Below are 18,233 nucleotides of genomic sequence, written 5' to 3'. Positions count from 1 at the left end.
ATGGCGCGGCGCTACGGCCGACACCACATACGCTAGAGCCACCCCACGGGTGGCTGCCTTCCGTGTCCGGACCGGCACGCGTTGCGCTATGCGCGCGTCGCGTCCGCGCGTGCGTTGCGCCAATGCGCCTGCCAGGCCTGGAACATCAGCACGTTCCACAGGTGCGTGTGCCATTTGCGCTCGCCCTGCTTGAACTGCTGCCACAGCGGGGCGACCGCCTCGACATTGAACACGCCCTCCTCGGCCAGCCGCGCCGGATCCAGCAGTTCATCGGCCCAGCCGCGCAGGTCGCCCTTGAGCCACGCGCTGACCGGGGCACCGAAGCCACGTTTGGGGCGGTGCACCATGTCCTGCGGTACGTAGCGGCCCAGCACGCGCTTGAGCAGGTACTTGCTCACGCCATCGCGCTGCTTCATCGCCATCGGCAGCGACCAGGCAAACTCGGCCACGCGCCAGTCCAGCAGCGGTGCACGGGCTTCCAGGCTGACCGCCATGCTGGTGCGGTCCACCTTGCACAGCAGATCATCGGGCAGGTAGGTGCTGAAATCGGCCAGCATCATCGCGTCGGCCGGCGAGCCGGCACCGTGCAGCGGATCGGCCAGGTCGTAGAAGCTGCCGGCCGCCTGTGCGCCACGCACGGCCGCCACCGGGTCACGCCAGCGCGAAATGCGGTTGCGGTAGACATCGCCGATGCCGCGCGCGCCCGACTCGGCCAGCAGCGCGGCCAGCCCACCGGTGCGCGAGGCCTCGCCCTGCGTGTGTGAATGGCTGGCCATCCAGCGCCGCAGCGGCGCCGGCACCTTGCCCAGCAGCCGCCAGTTGCGCATCGCCCGCTGGTAGCGGGTGTAACCGAAGAACAGTTCGTCGCCGCCGTCACCGGACAGCGCCACCGTCACGCCCTGCCGCGCCAGCCTGGCGACCAGCGCCGTGGGCACCTGCGAGGCATCGGCGAAGGGTTCATCGAACATCGCCGGCAGGCTGGGCACCACGGCCAACGCATCGGCGCCGCTGACATACAGCTCGGTGTGATCGCAGCCCAGGTGCTGGGCCAGCGATTTGGCCAGCGGCGCCTCGTCATGGCCCGAACCGGTAAAGCCGATGCTGAAACTGTGCACCGCCTGGCTCGATTGCGCCTGCATCAACGCCGCCACCACCGAGGAATCGGTACCGCCGGAGAGGAACACGCCGACCGGCACATCGGCCACCATGCGCAGCGCCACCGCGTCGCGCAGCACCGCATCCAGGCGTTCTTCGGCCTCGGCATCGTTGCCCGTGAACGGGGCGGCCAGCGCCTGCTGCATGCGCTCGCGCGCATTCCAGAATGGCTGCTGCAGCTGATCCGGGCGATGCGCGGCAGCACCGGCGGCCACCGCCTCGGCATCGAGCCGCAGCACGCGGCCGGGCATCAGCTTGAAGCAGCGCTCGTGGATGCAGTGCGGCGCGGGAATGTAATCCAGCCGCAGCAGCAGCGTCAGCGCATCGCGGTCGACCTCGTTGTCGAAGGCCGGGTGCTGCCAGAGGGCCTTGAGCTCGGAGCCGAACACCAGCGTCTCACCGGCCCAGCCATAGTACAGCGGCTTCTTGCCGACCCGGTCGCGGGCCAGCCACAGACATCGCTCGGCGCGGTCCCACAGCGCGATGGCGAACATGCCGTTGCTGCGCTGCAGGGTTTCCTCGAAGCCCCACTGGGTGATCGCGGCGAGCAGCACTTCGGTATCCGAATGGCCGCGGAAGCCATGCCCCAGCGCTTCCAGCTCGGCGCGCAGCTCGGCGAAGTTGTAGACCTCGCCGTTGTAGGCCAGCACGTAGCGGCCATCCACCGAGGTCATCGGCTGATGGCCCAGCGGCGACAGGTCCAGGATGCTCAGCCGGCGGTGCGCCAGCGCAATCCCGGCCGAGGCATCGGCCCATACCCCGCTGTCATCCGGGCCACGGTGCACCAATGCGTCGCCCATGCGCCGCGCCTGTTCTTCCAGTGCTGCCTGCTCCCTTGCCGGAGCGGGCAGCAGCATGCCTGCCAATCCACACATGTATCAATGGTCCTGCGCCAGCGCGAGGGCGGCGTTCAATACCGCATTGTCGCTTGGAAGCACGCACAATGCTGCCCCCGCCAGTGGCGTGTAGGTATCGGCCCCGCACACCCGCTGGATCGGCAGGTGCCCCAGCCCGGCCTCGACCAGCGCGGTGATCACCCCCTCCCCCACCCCGGCGCTGTGCCGGCCCTCATCGACCACCAGCACGCGCTGGGCATCGGCGGCCTGGCCGCTGATGAACCCGGCGTTGAGCGGCACCAGCCAGCGCAGGTCGACAATGCGCACCTGCCAGCCCAGCTGCTGCTCGATCGCACGCGCCGCACGCAGGCTCATCGGCACGCCGTTGCCATAGGTGAAGACGACCAGGTCACTGGCCTCCGGCGCGTAGACCCGGCCCTCGCCGAGCACCAGTGCCTGGTCCGGTGCCGGATACGGGAACAGCCATTGGCCATCGCCCGGCGCGTGCAGGTCCTTGCTCATGTACAGCGCGATCGGCTCGAGGAACACCGCGACCCGGCCATCGACCGTCGCCAGCGCGGCCAAGGTCCGCAGCATCATCGCCGCATCGTCGCCGCGCGAGGGACAGCCGACCACCAGGCCGGGGATGTCGCGCAGCGCGGCGATGGAGTTGTCGTTGTGGAAATGCCCGCCGAAGCCCTTCTGGTAGCCCAGCCCCGCGATCCGCACCAGCATCGGGTTGCGGTACTGGTCATTGGAGAAGAACTGCAGCGAGCACGCTTCACCCCGCAGCTGGTCGGCCGCGTTGTGGAGATAGGCCAGGTACTGGATCTCCGGGATCGGCAGCATCCCCAGGTTGGCCAGCCCCTGCGCCATGCCCAGGATCATGGTTTCGTCCAGCAGGGTGTTGAACACCCGGCGCGGGCCGAACGCCTTGAGCAGGCCCTTGCTGACCGTATACACCCCGCCCTTCTGCGCGACATCCTCACCGAACAGCAGCGTGGCCGGGTACTTGGCCATCAGATCGTGCAGGGCCTGGTTGATCTGTATCGCCAGGTGGCGCGGCGGTTGTGTTTCGGGCAGCTGCGCCGCACCGCCAAACGCAGCGACGCGCGCCTCATCAGCGGCCGTGCGCGTGGCTTCTGCCTGGACGGCCGCCGGCGAGTACGGCGCCAGCGGCGCCACGACCTCGGCCAGATCGGTCAGCTTCGGCCGTCGATCCGCTTCGGCGGCCGCGGCGAAACAGCGCGCGCGCACGCGGTCGTAGAGATCGAGTACCTGCGCGGCGGTCATCCAGCCGGACTGCATCGCGATCGCCGCCGAGCGCAGCAGTGGATCGCTCGCTTCTGCCGCGCACAGCTCCGGCAACGGCCGCCATTCGATTTCGAAATCCGTACCGGCGTGGCCCATCAAACGCGTGGTGCGCAGGTGCAGGAAGGTCGGCCGCCGGGTCTGCCGGCAATGGGCCAGCGCGCGCTCCACCTGTGCATGCCCCTCCACCAGATCCAGGCCGTCAGCGTAGAAATAATCCAGGCCCGGGCGGTGCGCGAAACTCTGCGCGATCCAGCCATCCGGGGTCTTCACCGAGATACCGATGCCGTTGTCCTCGCAGACGAACAGGATCGGTGCCGGCAGCCGCTGGTACGCCGCCCACGCGGCGGTGTTGAACGCAGTCTGCGCGGTGGCGTGGTTGGCCGAGGCATCGCCGAAGGAGCAGATCACCACGCTGTCCTCGGGAATCGGCAGCGTGTGGCCGATGCGTCGCCCACTTTCGATGGCCAGCGCCGTGCCCAGGGCCTTGGGCAGGTGCGAGGCGATGGTGGAGGTCTGCGGCAGCACCCACAGTGGTTTGCTGCCCCACACCTTGTGGCGCCCACCGCTGGCCGGGTCGTCCCGGCTGGCCGCGAACGAGAGCGCCGCGTCCATCACCGGGTCCATGCCCGGCAGCTTGCGGAAGCGCTCGGCCATGAAACCGCCGGAGCGGTAATGCAGGAACGCCGGATCGGTATGCCGCGCCAACCGTGCCACCAGCGCATTGCCCTCATGGCCGGACGAGCCGATCGTATAGAAGACCTTGTTCTGCACGCGCAGCACGCGCGCCATCAGGTCAAGATGGCGGCTGACCAGCTGTGATTCGAACAGTTCGGCGAAACCTTGAGCATCCAGGGTGCTGCCGGGCAGGATCGGCGCGTCGGGTGCCGGCGTCGGCGCGGGATCGCCGCGCCACTGCTGCACGAAATCGATGAAGTTGGCGTCGCAGATTTCGGCCCGGTTGAGGCCCTTCATGCGCGCGGGAATCGGCTCGGGAACCACGGCAAACATGCATCACCCTCCGTGACGTGCTGCGTAGGCGGACAACCGGATGGGGCGGCCTGCCCACGATGCCGAGTCTGGCCTCACCCCATCGCATTTGCCAAGCGCGGGTGCAGCATCACCGCTGCGTGACGCGACGCTGCTGCCACTGCTGCCGCGACTGGCCCCAGATCTCGATCGGCTTGCCGGCGTGCGGCGGCGGCAGCTCGCCCATGCGCAGCAGCGAGCTGCCGAGCTTGCGCGCGACCACCTTGGAGTTTTCGTTGGCCGCATCGATGGTGTGGATGATCTCTTCCCAGCCGAGCGTGTCGAACGCCCAGTCCATGCTGGCCACCGCCGCTTCGGGCGCATAGCCCTTGCCCCAGCTCTCGCGGCGGATGCTCCAGCCGACCTCGGTGCCCGGCCAGTCCAGCGGTTGCCACGGGCCCATGCGGCCAACCCACTCGCCGCTGCTTTTTTCGATCACCGAGAACATCGAAAACCCATACAGGTGCCAGCTGCCCACCAGGCAGCTGAAACTGCGCCATGCCTGGGAGGGGGCCTGCACGCCACCCAGGTGCTGCATCACCTCAGGGTCCGAGCAGAAGCGCAGGAAATCATCGAAATCCTCGGCGCGCGGCGGGCGCAGGATCAGGCGCTCGGTCTCCAGCTGGAGGTCGAAAATGCTCATGGCGTCCTCGTCTGTTGCGTGTGTACCGCCATGATCGCAGACGCAGCCACCGGCATGCCGTGCCCCGTTCCCCACAACGCAACACGCCGGCAGTTGCCGGCGTGTTGGTGGTGCGTTGGAACGGCTGCGCTTTACTGGTTGTTCGCGCCCAGCGCGGCGGTCTGGGTGACCAGCTGACCGTCGATCACCGGCAGGCGATCGCTGCTCGGCTTGTTGTCCATCTTCACGGTCTTTTCGGCGCCGTCGTAACGGTAGGTCACGTTATAGCCGGTGACCGCATTGGTGGTGCCCATCGGGATGCGGTTGCCCGGCTTGCTGGCCATGCGCATCGTGCCGGTGGTGCCATCCTCATTGCGGTAGGTGACGTTGTAGCCGGTCACCCGGGTCGACTCGGAGGTCGCGGTTTCGGTATGGCACTGGCGCTCGGTACGGTTGACCACGCGGCCACCCACATGGCGCTTGTCCACCTGGTTGCCGATCATGCCGCCGGCAACGGCACCGGCGGCCGTGGCTGCCTTGCGGCCATTGCCACCGCCGACCTGGTTGCCCAGCAGGCCGCCGATCACGGCACCGGCGACGGTACCGCCAACGTTGCCGTCGCGTTCGGGCAGGCGTTCCTGGACCACCACGTCCTGGCAGACTTCATGCGGCGTCTGCGTGCTGGACGTCTCGCGCACCGGCTCGGTGCCGATCACGGTGGCATAGGCCTTTTCCTTCCTGGTCAGCGGATCGACCTTGACGATGTCGGCGTATTCCAGCTTGCCGGCCTTGTCTTCAATGGCCAGCTGGTCGGTGCGCGCGCCATCGTCGGCGAGTGGCGTGGTGTCCAGGGTGGGCCGGGTCTGAGCAGCGGTCACCGCATCGGGCGAGGCACTGCCGCCCTTCATGAAGGCAGCAGTGGCGATCCCGCCGACCAGCAGCGCACCTGCAGCGACCAAAGCAGTAGTAGTTGTACTTTTCATAACCGGCTCCTTGCGGACGATCCGCAACGTTCTTGAGTGAATTCCAGCACGGCCAGCCTGAACGGAATCTCGACGGATCGTGAACATCCTCCCGCCCATTCAGGTTCGGTGAGCCCCAGGCTCGTGATAGCGTTTACAGCATCTGCCCAGGAGTGCCCCATGTCCAACCCCATACTGTTGCCGGTGCTGGAATGGGCGCGTCGGCTGCGCTACCCCACCCTGTTCAAGATCACGGCCGCGCTGTTCGCGGTGACCCTGGTGATCCCCGACCCGCTGCCGTTCGTGGATGAAATCCTGTTCGGCCTGGGCACGCTGCTGCTGGCCAACTGGAAACGACGCGGCGACTCGACGCCACCGCCATTGCCGAGCAAGCGCCGCGCGTGAGGTTGGTCGACAGTCATTGCCACTTGGATGCGGGGGAGTTCGATGCCGATCGGCCTGAGGTGATCGCACGCGCCCGCACGGCGGGTGTTTTCGCGCAAGTGGTGCCGGCCGTCACCGCCGCCAGCTGGCCCGGGCTGCGGGAGGCCTGCAGGCTGGCCGACGGATTGCACCCGGCATACGGACTGCACCCGATGTTCCTGGATCAGCACCGCCCCGAGCACCTGGACGAACTACGCGCGTGGCTCGAGCGCGAGCGCCCCTGCGCGGTTGGCGAGTGCGGGCTGGATTTCTTCGTCGAAGGGCTGGACCCGGACACCCAGCAGCATTACTTCCTCGGCCAATTGAGGCTGGCGCGCGAATTCGACCTGCCGGTGATCGTGCATGCGCGCCGCGCGGTGGATGCGGTGATCGCGGCGATCAAGCAGATCGGCGGGCTGCGCGGCGTGGTCCACAGTTTCTCCGGCAGCTCCGAGCAGGCGCGGCAGCTGCACCAGCTGGGCTTCCTGATCGGGCTGGGCGGCCCGTTGACCTATGACCGCGCCCAGCGCCTGCACCGCCTGGTGGCCAACATGCCCCTGGAGCAGCTGCTGCTGGAGACCGACGCACCGGACCAGCCGGATGCAGGCATCCGCGGCGAGCGCAATGAGCCGGCGCGGTTGCCGGTGATCCTGGAGGCGGTGGCGCGGCTGCGCGGGGAGCCGGCCGCGGCGATTGCCGCGCAGACCACGGCCAATGCCGAGGCATTGTTCGGCCTGTGAGCGGACCGGTCCGCCCGGATCAAGCCTCGACGGCCGCTGCACCCTTCTTCGGCTTCATCAACATCTCCAGCGCCTTGCCCACCGCCGCAAACGCGAACGCACCGGTGATGTGGGTGGCCGCGCCCAGGCCCGCGCCGCAGTCCAGCTTCAGCGCCGCGTCCGCGCCGAGGTTCGGGCGGATGCCGCAGACACTGCCATCGGCCTGCGGATACTTCACGTTTTCCAGCGAGTACACCGCCGGCACGCCGAAGTAGCGCGAGGCGTTCTTGGGGAAGTTGAAGTCGCTGCGCAGTTTCTTGCGGATCAGCGCCATCATCGCGTCGTGCTCGGTGCGCGACACGTCCCGGATCCGCACCAGGGTGGGATCGGTACGGCCGCCGGCAGCGCCCACGGTCAGGATCGGCAGCTTGCGGCGGCGGCACCAGGCAATGGTCTCGACCTTGACCCGGAAGCTGTCGCACGCATCGATCACCAGATCGAAATCGCGGTCCAGCAGCTCGACCATGTTGGACACGGTCAGGAACGAGGCGATCGCATCAACGCTGATGTCCGGGTTGATCGCCCGGCAGCGCTCGGCCATCGCCTCGGCCTTGTTGCGGCCGTACTGGCCGGCCAGCGCGGGCAGCTGGCGGTTGGTGTTGGACACGCAGATGTCATCGGCATCGATCAGGGTCAGATGCCCGACCGCCGTGCGCGCCAGCGCTTCCACCACCCACGAGCCAACCCCGCCCATGCCCACCACCGCCACCCGGCGGGTGGCGAGCAGATCCACGGTGCCTACCCCATACAACCGGTCGATGCCGGCAAATCGTTCGCGCAGTACGTCGTTCATCCGGACATTTTAATGCGCGCAGGCCAGCGCCGGTACGCGCCGTGGACAGGACGCGTCGTACCATCGCCGCAGCCACCTCTCAAGGAAGCCTTCACCATGAACGACCCCGTGACGCCGTCCCACCGCCCCTCCGCCGCCTATCGCTACCTGTTCGTCGGCCTGCTCGGGCTGGTGATCGGCCTGATCGCCACGGTGATGGTCTCGCGCGCCATCCAGGCCCGCCAGGATCCCTTCCCGGATGCGCTGATGCACGTGATGAACCGCCAGGTGGAGCTGCTGCAGGCGGCGCAGGCGCAGAACCGCTGCAGCCTGGCCGATACCGTGCCGCGGCTGCAGACCCTGCGCTCGCTGTCCAATGATCTGGACCTGGCCTTTCCCGGCCTGAAGGACAGCCAGGGCTTCCAGCAGCACGCCAGCGCCCTGCGCGCCACGCTCAACGAGGCATTGGCCGCGCCGCCGACCGACTGCCCGGGCATGGCCACGCTGGTGGAAAAGATCCAGACCGCCTGCAAGGCCTGCCACCAGGATTTCCGCTGATTCATCTTCCAGCCACGCTGGCAGCCCGGGATTGGCACGCTGTTCACGCAGCACAGGACACGATCTGCCCCATGCGCACCAGACGCATTCGACCACCCCTCTGGCCAGGAGATACACCATGAAGATTCAACTGATCGCCGCCGCTGCTGTTGCCACCGTCGCCCTGGCTGGCTGTGCCACCACCTCGCCGGGCTACGGCAGCAGTGGCTACAACAACGGTTACGGCAATTCCGGCGGCAACTACAACACCAACCGCTGCGCTGACTGCGGCATCGTGACCCGCATCAACCAGGTCGCTTCGGGCCGCAGCGCGCCGAGCGCGACCGGCGCGGTCCTGGGTGGCATCGTCGGCGCGGTCGCCGGCCATGAAATCTCCGACCACACCGGTGGCAGCCGTGGCAACAAGAACATCGCCGCCGCCGCAGGCGCGGTGGGTGGTGCACTGGCCGGCAACCAGATCCAGAAGAACGTGACCAGCGATACCTTCGACATCACGGTACGCATGGATGACGGTCGCACGGTCGTGGTCAACCAGCGCGATCTGGGCGGGATCCGCGAGAACACCTATGTCCGCGTGGTCAACGGCAAGGTGATCCTGCGCTGATCTGCCCCGCACACGGCGTGCAATGAAAAGGGCCCGCTTGCGCGGGCCCTTTTCATGTCTCAACCAGGCAGGACCCGGCGTGCGCTCAGAGCGGCTTGACCTTGTCGGCCTGCAGGCCCTTCTGGCCAGTCACCACTTCGAACTCGACCGCTTGACCTTCCTTCAGGCTCTTGAAGCCCTGGGATTCGATCGCACGGAAGTGCACGAATACATCTTCGCCGCTCTCACGGCTGATGAACCCGAAACCCTTCGCGTCGTTGAACCACTTGACGGTGCCCTTCTCAGCCATCTCAGCTACTCCCTAACTGTCTTGTTGTTGGATACACCCGTACAGGCGGCTGACAGCAAGGGGGAAGCGAGGTGCAACGATGCAGCGGATCCGGAAGATCTACCATCATCAGGCCACGATCCACGGTGACCTTGCCAAGCTCAGCGCCTGCAACTTAACCCGAGCAAAACGAAAAAGCAACTAGCCAAAAGCTTGCGATGTCAACCCCATTTCAGGAACCATACTGGACAGCATGGACCCTTCATTCATCTTGTATCTGCTAGCCGTCCTCCTGGTGCTGGTTGGCATCGCCGGCATCATCCTCCCCGCCCTGCCCGGCATTCCGCTGGTGTTCGCCGGCCTGCTGCTGGCCGCATGGGCCGATGGCTTTGTGCATGTGGGCTGGCTGCCGCTGACGCTGCTCGGCCTGTTGACGCTGGTTTCCTTCGCCGTGGACATCCTGGCCACCGTGGTCGGCGCGCAACGCGTAGGTGCCAGCCGCAAGGCCCTGTGGGGTACGTTCCTGGGCAGCATCGCCGGCGTGTTCTTCATGCCGATCGGTCTGTTCGTCGGGCCGTTGGCCGGCGCCCTGCTGGGCGAGTACTGGCACACACGCGAGCTTGGGCGGTCCACCAAGGTGGGCCTGGCGACGTGGCTGGGCATCCTGCTCGGATTCGCCCTGAAGCTGGCGCTGGTGATCGCGATGCTGAGCCTGTTCGCCTTTGCCTGGATCTTCTGACCGCCCACGACACGCGGACGTTCACACCCCGAGCACACCACTGACCGGCATAAACCCGGTCAGATCCATGGCATCGCGTGCTGGCAGGAATGCCGGGCAGCGGCGACACTGTGCGATCAGACCCATTCATTTTTGTCACGCGGCCCTGCTCCCATGACCCTGCCCTATTCCCGCTCCGCCCTGTTCACTGCCCTGGCCTTGGCCGGCACCGCCCTGCCCGCTGCAGCACAGGAGGCGGCACCGAAGCCGGCGTCACCGGAGGCCTGCGCCCTGGTGGACACCGACGCGGCGCGTCTGGCGTGCTACGACACGCTGTTTGGTCGTACGCCGGACGTGACCTTGGCCGCCGATGCGGCGGCCACCGCCGCAAAGCAGGAACGCCGCGAAGAGCGCCAGGCCGCACGCGGGGCCGAGGCCGATGCGCCTGCGGCACAGCGGGTGAAGCAGCGTCTTGGCGAAGTGTTCAAGAACGACGGCCATCAGGACGCCCTGGCCAACGCCGGCAAGGGCTCGCTGCTGGACAGCCGCTGGGAACTGGCCCAGGACTCCAAGCTGGGCGCCTTCCAGCTGCGCGCCTACAAGCCGGTCTACCTGCTGCCCGCCTTCTGGACCAGCGACAAGAACCAGATGCCGCAGTCGCCCAACCCGGTCAATACGGTCACCACCTCGCAGCAGCTGGACAGCGCGGAACTGAAGTTCCAGCTCAGCTTCAAGACCAAGGTCGTGGAGAACCTGTTCGGCGACAACGGCGACATCTGGGCCGGCTACACGCAGAGCTCGCGCTGGCAGGCCTACAACGCCGACAACTCGCGTCCGTTCCGTGAGACCAATTACGAGCCGGAAGTGATGCTGATGTTCCGCAACGGCTACTCGATCGGCGGCTGGCGCGGGCGCATGAGCGGAATCAGTGTCAACCACATGTCCAACGGCCGCGCCGATCCCCTGTCGCGCAGCTGGAACCGGGTGATCGCCACCGTCGGCCTGGACCGCGAGAACTGGGCGCTGGTCCTGCGCCCGTGGTATCGCATCCCGGAAGACCGCAAGGACGACAACAACCCGGACATCTCCGATTACATGGGCCGCGGCGACGCCACCCTGACCTGGAACAAGAACGGTCACGAGGTCTCGCTGATGGCGCGGCACTCGCTGCGTGGCGGTGATCGCTCGCACGGTGCGCTGCAGCTCGATTACGGCTTCCCGATCAGCAACCTGCTGCGCGGTCACGTGCAGATCTTCGATGGCTATGGCGAGAGCATGATCGACTACAACCACAAGGCCACGTATGTGGGCCTGGGTGTGTCGCTGCTGGAGTGGTATTGATGGCGGTGACGATCTGGCACAACCCGCGCTGCAGCAACTCACGCGGGGCGCTGGAACTGCTGCGTGAGCACGGCATTGAGCCGGTGGTGATCGAGTATCTGAAGACGCCGCCCAGCCGTGCCACGCTGGCCACCCTGATCACGCGCATGGGCATCGCCCCGCGCGCGTTGCTGCGCAGCAAGGAGCCGGCCTATGGTTCGCTCGGGCTGGACGACGCCGCGCTATCCGATGCCGCGCTGATCGAGGCGATGGTCGCCCATCCCGAACTGATCAACCGGCCGATCGTGGAGACCCCGCGCGGGACACGCCTGTGCCGGCCGCCGGAGACGGTGCTGGAGATCCTGCCGGCGTAAGGCTGCGCCTCAGCTGCCTCCGCAGCGGCTGGTACACCGGTTGTTATCCTCGCCGCAGGTCAGTGCGGGCAGCCGGTTGCGGCAACAGCACTGCCGGCCAGCTTTGCAGGCAGGCGGTCAGCGCTCCACCATCGTCCCGCCACAGTCAAGTGCACAGAGCTCCCAGCGCTCCCTGCATGGCGAGGTGTTGGCCGTGGGAGTGATGCAGCTCGTGCCGCCATTGGCGGTTTCGCAGCGGTGCCGGTCGCTCTCGCTGGTATACGCCGAACAGCGGCTCGCCAGCCGCTGCTGGCTGAAGGCACACGAATCGCCCTCCGAACGCGCCACCGCCTCTGCCTGCCAGGTGCACTGATCCCGCCGCGCATCGCAGGTCTGCATGCACTGCTGTCCCGTAGCGCTGATCGGGCGCTGGATCTCGTAGCCCGCGCACCCGGCCAGCCCCGCCATCACCAGCAACGGCAACAGCCACAGCACGCTCCCTTTTACGCCCATCGCGATCATCCTTGAACGGCACACGCCCGACTTTAGCAGCACTTCTTTCCGACCTGCCATCGACCTCAGCGCCAGTCGGTGATGCCCTCGCGCCGGTAGACCTCGGCGAACGCCGGCCGTGCTTTCAGACGATCGGCGTAGGCCTTCAACGCCGGCCAGGTGTCACTCGGCGTGGGCATGTTGCGCGACCAACGCATCAGCATCACCAGCATGAAATCGACGACGCTCAACGCGTCGCCCAGCACATACGGCCCGCGCGTGGACAGATGCTCGGCCAGGTGCTGCCACGCGCCTTCCAGCCGCTCGCGCGCCCGCTGGCGGGTCGCCTCCGCATGCTCGGGGCCGGCCATTTCCTGCGGGTAGAACCATGCCCGGTACGCCGGCTGCACGGTGTTGGCACACCAGAACATCCAGCGGTAGGCCTCGGCGCGATCGGCAGTCCCCGGGGCTGGCAGCAGGGCCGCTTCCGGATGGCGGTCGGCCAGGTGCAGCGCGATCGCTGCCGCTTCGGTCAATACCTGCCCGTCCAGCACCAGCGTCGGCACCAGGCCCGCGGGATTCAACGCGAGATACGCGGCATCCTTGTGCTCGCGCTTGTCGAAATCCAACAGCACCAGATCGTGCTCGATCTGCAGTTCCAGCAACAGCCAATGGACGACCAGGGCGGCGGTACTCGGCGATCCATACAACGTGGTGCGCATGCGTGGGTGCCTCTCAGGGGAAGGCCCGCATTATGCGGGCGGCACGCGCAGGGGTGGGCAACGAAAAACGGCGCCCTCGGGCGCCGTTTTCGTTTCAGCAGCGTATCGACCCGTGGCCGATACCTGCCGTATTGCCGCGACCGGAAGCCTCAGGCAACCACGACCGGAATCTTGCCGATGCGGGCCTGCCATTCGCGCGGGCCGGTCTGGTGCACGGACTCGCCGGTGGAATCCACCGCCACGGTGACCGGCATGTCCTGCACGGTGAACTCGTAGATCGCTTCCATGCCCAGATCGGCGAAGCCGACCACCTTGGCTGCCTTGATCGCCTTGGACACCAGGTACGCCGAGCCGCCGACCGCCATCAGGTAGGCCGATTTGTTGTCACGGATCGCTTCGATCGCCGCCGGGCCGCGCTCGGCCTTGCCGACCATGCCCAGCAGGCCAGTCTGTTCCAGCACCTGGCGGGTGAACTTGTCCATGCGGGTGGCGGTGGTCGGGCCGGCCGGGCCCACCACTTCGTCGCGCACCGGATCGACCGGGCCGACGTAGTAGATGAAGCGGCCCTTGAGGTCGACCGGCAGCGGCTCGCCCTTGTCCAGCATTTCCACCATGCGCTTGTGCGCGGCGTCGCGGCCGGTCAGCAGCTTGCCGTTGAGCAGCAGGGTCTGGCCCGGCTTCCAGCTGGCGACGTCTTCCGGAGTGATCGTGTCCAGATCGACACGGGTGCCCTTGGAGGCGTCGTAGGTGATCTGCGGCCAGTCTTCCAGCGAGGGCGGGTCGAGCATCACCGGGCCACTGCCATCCAGGGTGAAGTGCGCATGGCGGGTGGCCGCGCAGTTCGGGATCATCGCCACCGGCAGATTGGCGGCGTGGGTCGGGAAGTCCTTGACCTTGATGTCCAGCACGGTGGTCAGGCCGCCCAGGCCCTGCGCACCGATGCCCAGCGCGTTGACCTTGTCGAACAGCTCCAGGCGCAGCTCTTCGGCGCGGTTGGAGGCGCCACGGGCCTTGAGCTCGTTGATGTCGATCGGCTCCATCAGCGATTCCTTGGCCAGCAGCATCGCCTTCTCGGCGGTGCCGCCGATGCCGATGCCGAGCATGCCCGGCGGGCACCAGCCGGCGCCCATGGTCGGCACGGTCTTGAGTACCCAGTCCACGATCGAGTCGGACGGGTTGAGCATGGCGAACTTGCTCTTGGCTTCCGAACCGCCGCCCTTGGCCGCGACGATCACCTCCACGGTGTCACCTGGCACCACCTTGACGTTGACCACGCCCGGCGTGTTGTCCTTGGTGTTGATGCGCTTGCCGGCCGGATCGGCCAGCACCGAGGCGCGCAGCTTGTTGTCCGGGTAGTTGTAGGCGCGGCGCACGCCTTCGTTGGCCATGTCCTCCACGCCCATGGTGGCGTCGTCCCAGCGCACGTTCATGCCGATTTCCAGGAACACGGTGACGATGCCGGTGTCCTGGCAGATCGGCCGGTGGCCTTCGGCGCACATGCGCGAATTGATCAGGATCTGGGCCATCGCCTCCTTCGCGGCCGGCGACTCTTCGCGCTCATAGGCAGCGTTGAGGCTCTTGATGTAATCGACCGGGTGGTAGTACGAGATGTACTGCAGCGCGTCGGCGATGGACTGGATGAGGTCTTCCTGCTTGATCGATGTCACGACTTGCTCGCTTGCTGGAGGCTGGCGGGGGTTGAACCGCCGATTTTAACAACTACCGCCCGGCGGCGTTGAGAATCGCTCGCGGTGGCGGGGTTTGGTGCACAGTGGGCGCCCCGCCTTGTCACAGCGGCCTGCCCGGCCGCGTCCTCCTGGCATGACCCCGACCGATACCTTCCAGACCCACCGCCCCCGCCTGTTCGCCCTGGCCTACCGCCTGCTGGGCAGCCGCAGCGACGCCGAGGACATCGTCCAGGACGCCTGGCTGCGCTGGCAGGGCGCCGACACCGGCGTGATCCGCGACCCGGAGGGCTGGCTGGTGACGGCCACCACCCGGCTCGGCCTGGACCGGCTGCGCGCCCTGCGCAGCGCGCGCGTGGAGTACGTCGGGCCGTGGCTGCCCGAGCCGCTGGAGATCGCCCTGGACCCGGACCCGCTGCAGGACCCAGCCGAGCGCCATGCCCTCGCCGACGAGGTCTCGGTGGCTTTCCTGGCGCTGCTGGAGCAGCTCAAGCCGGATGAGCGCGCCGCCTTCCTGCTCAAGGATGTGTTCGACTACGACTACCCGGACATCGCGCCCCTGCTGGAGCACTCCCCCGCCAACTGCCGGCAACTGGTGCACCGGGCGCGGCAGCGACTGCAGACGGGCGCCCCACGCTTCACGGTCTCGCCCGCCCAGCACCGCGACCTGCTGGCGCGCTTCATGGACGCCTCGCAGCAGGGTGATCTGGAAGCGATCCGCGCCCTGCTTGATGCCAATGCCGAGATGATCTCCGACGGCGGTGGCCGCGTGACCGCAGCGATCCGCCCCCTGCTCGGCGCCGAGCGCATCGCGCAGCTGTACTGGGCGATCGCGCGCCGCAACGGCCAGCATCCGGCGCAGCTCGGCCAGGTCAATGGCGAGCCGGCGATCCTGCGTTTCGCGGGCGACCAGCTGCACTCGGTGACGATGATCACGGTCGATGCCGGACGGATCGTGCGCGTGCTCAGCGTGCTCAATCCGGAAAAACTCACCGGCCTTGTCACAGCGCGCGATGCTGGCGCGTCCTCCTGATGAAGACGGCCATTGCGGCCGTCATGGAGTCCCCGATGTCCACCTCACCGCGCGTTCCATACACCCGCCTCGCCGCCGAGGCCTTCAAGGGCCTGCTCGCCACCAGCAAGGCCGTGCACGACAGTTCGATCGACCCCGTATTGATGGAACTGGTGTTCCTGCGTGTCTCGCAGATCAATGGCTGCGGCTACTGCATGGACATGCATGCCACCACCCTGCGCAAGGGCGGCATCGAACCGCGCAAGCTCGATACGCTGCCAGCCTGGCACGAGAGCCGCTTCTTCGATGCGCGCGAGCGCGCCGCGCTGGGCTGGGCCGAGGCGCTGACCCGCTTGAGCAGCGCCGCCCCGTCCGATGCCGCCTACGACGCCCTGGCACCGCATTTCGATGAGAAGGGCATCAGCGACCTGAGCATGGGCATCGCGGTGATCAACGCCTGGAACCGCCTCGGCGCCGGCCTGCTGCCGCCGCTGCCATAAGCAACGGGTAGTGCCGGCCGCTGGCCGGCTCCGCATGATCGTCATGCTGCACGGGTAGTGCCGGCCGCTGGCCGGCTCCGCACGATGCTGGATGCCACCTGGAGCCGGCCAGCGGCCGGCACTACCGGGTAGCGGTGTACCGGCTGCACCGTTCTGCGGGACGTACGCGTCTGCAATCTGCGCAGGCACTGACTTCATGCATCAACCACGGTCACGGCGCGCACAACACCGCCCATGCCCGCCTCCCCCGCTGCCGGTGCACCCGGCCAGAAGAATCCCAGCCTGCGTGAGCGCGTCAATGCGATGCGCAACCTGCCCCCGTTCCTGCGCCAGGTCTGGCAGACCAGCCCGGGGCTGACCCTGGCCAGCCTCGGCCTGCGCGTGATCCGTGCGTTGCTGCCGGTGGCGATGTTGTACGTCGGCAAGTTGATCATCGATGCCGCCGTGCAGCTCAGCCAGCATGATGCCGGCTTCCCGCCGTTCGGCGAGGCGCTGTCCAGTGGCCTGCTCAATCCCCTGCTGGGCCTGCTCGCGCTCGAGTTCGGCCTGGCGATGGCCTCGGACCTGCTTGGCCGCATGGTCAGCTACGCCGATACCCTGCTGTCGGAGCTGTTCACCAACGTCACCAGCGTGCGCTTGATGGAACACGCCGCCGAGCTGGACCTGGAGGATTTCGAAGACCCCGACCTGCAGGACAAACTGGACCGGGCACGGCGCCAGACCATGGGCCGGATGAACCTGATGAGCCAGCTGTTCGGCCAGGTGCAGGACAGCATCACGGTGGCCAGCCTCGCGGTCGGCCTGATCGTGTACGCGCCGTGGTTGATCCTGCTGCTGGCGGTCGCACTGATCCCGGCCTTCATCGGCGAATCGCACTTCAACGCAGCCGGCTACAGCCTCAACTTCCAGTGGACGCCCGAGCGCCGCCAGCTGGAGTACCTGCGCCAGATCGGGGCCAGCGTGGAGACCGCCAAGGAGGTGAAGATCTTCAACCTCCATCGCTTCCTGATCGATCGCTACAAACTACTCGCCGAGAAGTTCTATCTCGCCAACCGTGCGCTGGCCCGCAAGCGTGCGATCTGGGGCACGCTGCTGGCAGCACTCGGTACGCTGGGCTATTACGCCGCCTACGCCTACATCGCCTGGCGCACCGTGCGCGGCGATTTCTCGATCGGCGACCTCACCTTCCTGGCCGGCAGCTTCCTGCGCCTGCGCCAGCTGCTGGAAGGCCTGCTGATCGGCTTTTCACAGGTTGCCGGCCAGGCGCTGTACCTGGACGATCTGTTCTCGTTCTTCCAGATCGAACCGGAAATCCACTCGCGCCCGGATGCCATCGCCATCCCGCAGCCGATCACCCAGGGCTTCGTGTTCGAGAACGTCGGTTTCCGCTATCCCGACGCCGAAAGCTGGGCGGTGCGGCATCTGGATTTCGACCTGCGTGCCGGTGAAGTACTGGCGCTGGTGGGTGAGAACGGTGCCGGCAAAACCACCCTGGTCAAGCTGCTGGCCCGCCTGTACGACCCCGATGAAGGCCGCATCCTGCTCGATGGCCGCGACCTGCGCGACTACGACCTGGATGACCTGCGCGCCAACATGGGCGTGATCTTCCAGGATTTCGTGCGCTACAACCTCAGCGCCGGCGAGAACATCGGCGTCGGCCTGGTCGAGGCGATGGGCGACGACGCCCGCATCCGCGATGCCGCCCGGCGCGGCATGGCCGACGAGGTGATCGCCGGCCTGCCCGGTGGCTACGACCAGCTGATCGGCCGCCGCTTCAAGATGGGCGTGGACCTGTCCGGTGGCCAGTGGCAGAAGATTGCGATCGCGCGGGCCTACATGCGCGATGCGCAGGTCATGATCCTGGATGAACCGACCGCGGCGCTGGATGCGCGCAGCGAGTTCGAGGTGTTCCAGCGCTTCAAGGAACTGTCCGACAACCGCACTGCGGTGTTGATCTCGCACCGCTTTTCCTCGGTGCGCATGGCCGACCGCATCCTGGTGCTGGCCGGCGGCCGGATCGAGGCCAGCGGCACCCATGCCGAGCTGATGACCCAGGGCGGCCGGTATGCCGAACTGTTCGAACTGCAGGCGGCCGGTTACCGCTGAAACCCA

The 18,233-nt window shown here is 67.2% G+C and carries 19 protein-coding genes; 10 read left to right on the top strand and 9 right to left on the bottom strand.

Annotated elements, in window-relative coordinates; all coding sequences use genetic code 11:
- Positions 1-86: 86 nt before the first annotated feature.
- From asnB to POS15_RS04295, 4 genes are all read right to left on the bottom strand, one after another.
- Positions 87-2,030, bottom strand: a complete 1,944-nt coding sequence (asnB, locus tag POS15_RS04310; protein WP_284129050.1) for an asparagine synthase (glutamine-hydrolyzing) — start codon at positions 2,028-2,030, stop codon at positions 87-89.
- 3 nt (positions 2,031-2,033) lie between these two features.
- On the bottom strand, positions 2,034-4,313 hold the full coding sequence (locus POS15_RS04305) for a thiamine pyrophosphate-dependent enzyme (protein WP_284129049.1): 2,280 nt from the start codon (positions 4,311-4,313) through the stop codon (positions 2,034-2,036).
- A gap of 109 nt (positions 4,314-4,422) precedes the next feature.
- Entirely contained in the window at positions 4,423-4,974 is a 552-nt protein-coding gene (locus POS15_RS04300) for a GNAT family N-acetyltransferase (RefSeq protein WP_284129048.1), read from the bottom strand.
- 131 nt (positions 4,975-5,105) lie between these two features.
- Positions 5,106-5,936, bottom strand: a complete 831-nt coding sequence (locus POS15_RS04295; protein WP_019185923.1) for a glycine zipper 2TM domain-containing protein — start codon at positions 5,934-5,936, stop codon at positions 5,106-5,108.
- A gap of 159 nt (positions 5,937-6,095) precedes the next feature.
- On the opposite strand from POS15_RS04295, the gene POS15_RS04290 reads away from it, so the two are divergent.
- Together POS15_RS04290 and POS15_RS04285 are read left to right on the top strand one after the other, a co-directional pair.
- Positions 6,096-6,320, top strand: coding sequence for a DUF6116 family protein (locus tag POS15_RS04290; protein WP_046274184.1), 225 nt, complete (start codon positions 6,096-6,098; stop codon positions 6,318-6,320).
- Complete coding sequence (locus POS15_RS04285) at positions 6,317-7,078, top strand: TatD family hydrolase (protein ID WP_284129047.1); 762 nt, start codon at positions 6,317-6,319, stop codon at positions 7,076-7,078. Before POS15_RS04290 ends, POS15_RS04285 begins: the two co-directional genes overlap by 4 nt.
- A 19-nt stretch (positions 7,079-7,097) precedes the next feature.
- Here the strand turns inward: POS15_RS04285 and POS15_RS04280 are convergent, their stop codons facing one another.
- Positions 7,098-7,910 (bottom strand): tRNA threonylcarbamoyladenosine dehydratase, encoded by an 813-nt coding sequence (locus POS15_RS04280; protein ID WP_019185920.1) that lies wholly within the window; start codon positions 7,908-7,910, stop codon positions 7,098-7,100.
- Between the two features lie 96 nt (positions 7,911-8,006).
- Between POS15_RS04280 and POS15_RS04275 the strand changes: the two genes are divergently transcribed.
- Both POS15_RS04275 and POS15_RS04270 read left to right on the top strand, forming a co-directional pair.
- Positions 8,007-8,447 (top strand): hypothetical protein, encoded by a 441-nt coding sequence (locus POS15_RS04275; RefSeq protein ID WP_284129046.1) that lies wholly within the window; start codon positions 8,007-8,009, stop codon positions 8,445-8,447.
- A gap of 118 nt (positions 8,448-8,565) precedes the next feature.
- On the top strand, positions 8,566-9,051 hold the full coding sequence (locus POS15_RS04270) for a glycine zipper 2TM domain-containing protein (protein WP_019185918.1): 486 nt from the start codon (positions 8,566-8,568) through the stop codon (positions 9,049-9,051).
- 85 nt (positions 9,052-9,136) lie between these two features.
- Here POS15_RS04270 and POS15_RS04265 read toward each other — a convergent pair whose 3' ends face one another.
- Complete coding sequence (locus POS15_RS04265) at positions 9,137-9,340, bottom strand: cold-shock protein (RefSeq protein WP_019185917.1); 204 nt, start codon at positions 9,338-9,340, stop codon at positions 9,137-9,139.
- A gap of 232 nt (positions 9,341-9,572) precedes the next feature.
- Here POS15_RS04265 and POS15_RS04260 point away from each other — a divergent pair, with 232 nt between their 5' ends.
- From POS15_RS04260 to arsC, 3 genes are all read left to right on the top strand, one after another.
- Complete coding sequence (locus tag POS15_RS04260) at positions 9,573-10,058, top strand: DUF456 domain-containing protein (RefSeq protein WP_046274186.1); 486 nt, start codon at positions 9,573-9,575, stop codon at positions 10,056-10,058.
- 153 nt (positions 10,059-10,211) lie between these two features.
- On the top strand, positions 10,212-11,378 hold the full coding sequence (locus POS15_RS04255) for a phospholipase A (RefSeq protein ID WP_046274187.1): 1,167 nt from the start codon (positions 10,212-10,214) through the stop codon (positions 11,376-11,378).
- On the top strand, positions 11,378-11,731 hold the full coding sequence (arsC, locus tag POS15_RS04250) for an arsenate reductase (glutaredoxin) (protein ID WP_070425495.1): 354 nt from the start codon (positions 11,378-11,380) through the stop codon (positions 11,729-11,731). Before POS15_RS04255 ends, arsC begins: the two co-directional genes overlap by 1 nt.
- Positions 11,732-11,848: 117 nt before the next feature.
- Here arsC and POS15_RS04245 read toward each other — a convergent pair whose 3' ends face one another.
- The 3 genes from POS15_RS04245 to POS15_RS04235 all read right to left on the bottom strand — a co-directional run bounded on the left by POS15_RS04245 (position 11,849) and on the right by POS15_RS04235 (position 14,591).
- A complete protein-coding gene (locus POS15_RS04245; protein WP_046274189.1) occupies positions 11,849-12,232 on the bottom strand; it encodes a hypothetical protein in 384 nt (127 codons plus the stop codon).
- Positions 12,233-12,288: 56 nt separating this feature from the next.
- Positions 12,289-12,924 carry a glutathione S-transferase family protein gene (locus POS15_RS04240; protein WP_284129045.1) on the bottom strand — a complete coding sequence of 212 codons (636 nt, stop codon included), beginning with the start codon at positions 12,922-12,924 and terminating at the stop codon, positions 12,289-12,291.
- Between the two features lie 149 nt (positions 12,925-13,073).
- Positions 13,074-14,591 (bottom strand): fumarate hydratase, encoded by a 1,518-nt coding sequence (locus POS15_RS04235; RefSeq protein WP_019185911.1) that lies wholly within the window; start codon positions 14,589-14,591, stop codon positions 13,074-13,076.
- 154 nt (positions 14,592-14,745) lie between these two features.
- Here POS15_RS04235 and POS15_RS04230 point away from each other — a divergent pair, with 154 nt between their 5' ends.
- The 3 genes from POS15_RS04230 to POS15_RS04220 all read left to right on the top strand — a co-directional run bounded on the left by POS15_RS04230 (position 14,746) and on the right by POS15_RS04220 (position 18,227).
- Entirely contained in the window at positions 14,746-15,642 is an 897-nt protein-coding gene (locus POS15_RS04230; RefSeq protein WP_284129044.1) for an RNA polymerase sigma-70 factor, read from the top strand.
- 35 nt (positions 15,643-15,677) lie between these two features.
- Positions 15,678-16,121, top strand: a complete 444-nt coding sequence (locus POS15_RS04225) for a carboxymuconolactone decarboxylase family protein (RefSeq protein ID WP_026070203.1) — start codon at positions 15,678-15,680, stop codon at positions 16,119-16,121.
- A gap of 234 nt (positions 16,122-16,355) precedes the next feature.
- Positions 16,356-18,227, top strand: a complete 1,872-nt coding sequence (locus tag POS15_RS04220) for an ABC transporter ATP-binding protein (RefSeq protein WP_070470337.1) — start codon at positions 16,356-16,358, stop codon at positions 18,225-18,227.
- The last annotated feature ends 6 nt before the right edge of the window (positions 18,228-18,233 follow it).

Origin of the sequence: Stenotrophomonas sp. BIO128-Bstrain (assembly GCF_030128875.1) — a bacterium.
In the GTDB taxonomy this organism is placed as follows: domain Bacteria; phylum Pseudomonadota; class Gammaproteobacteria; order Xanthomonadales; family Xanthomonadaceae; genus Stenotrophomonas; species Stenotrophomonas bentonitica_A.
Note: the sequence above shows the minus strand (reverse complement) of the source record. Positions and strands in the feature narration are given on the sequence as shown.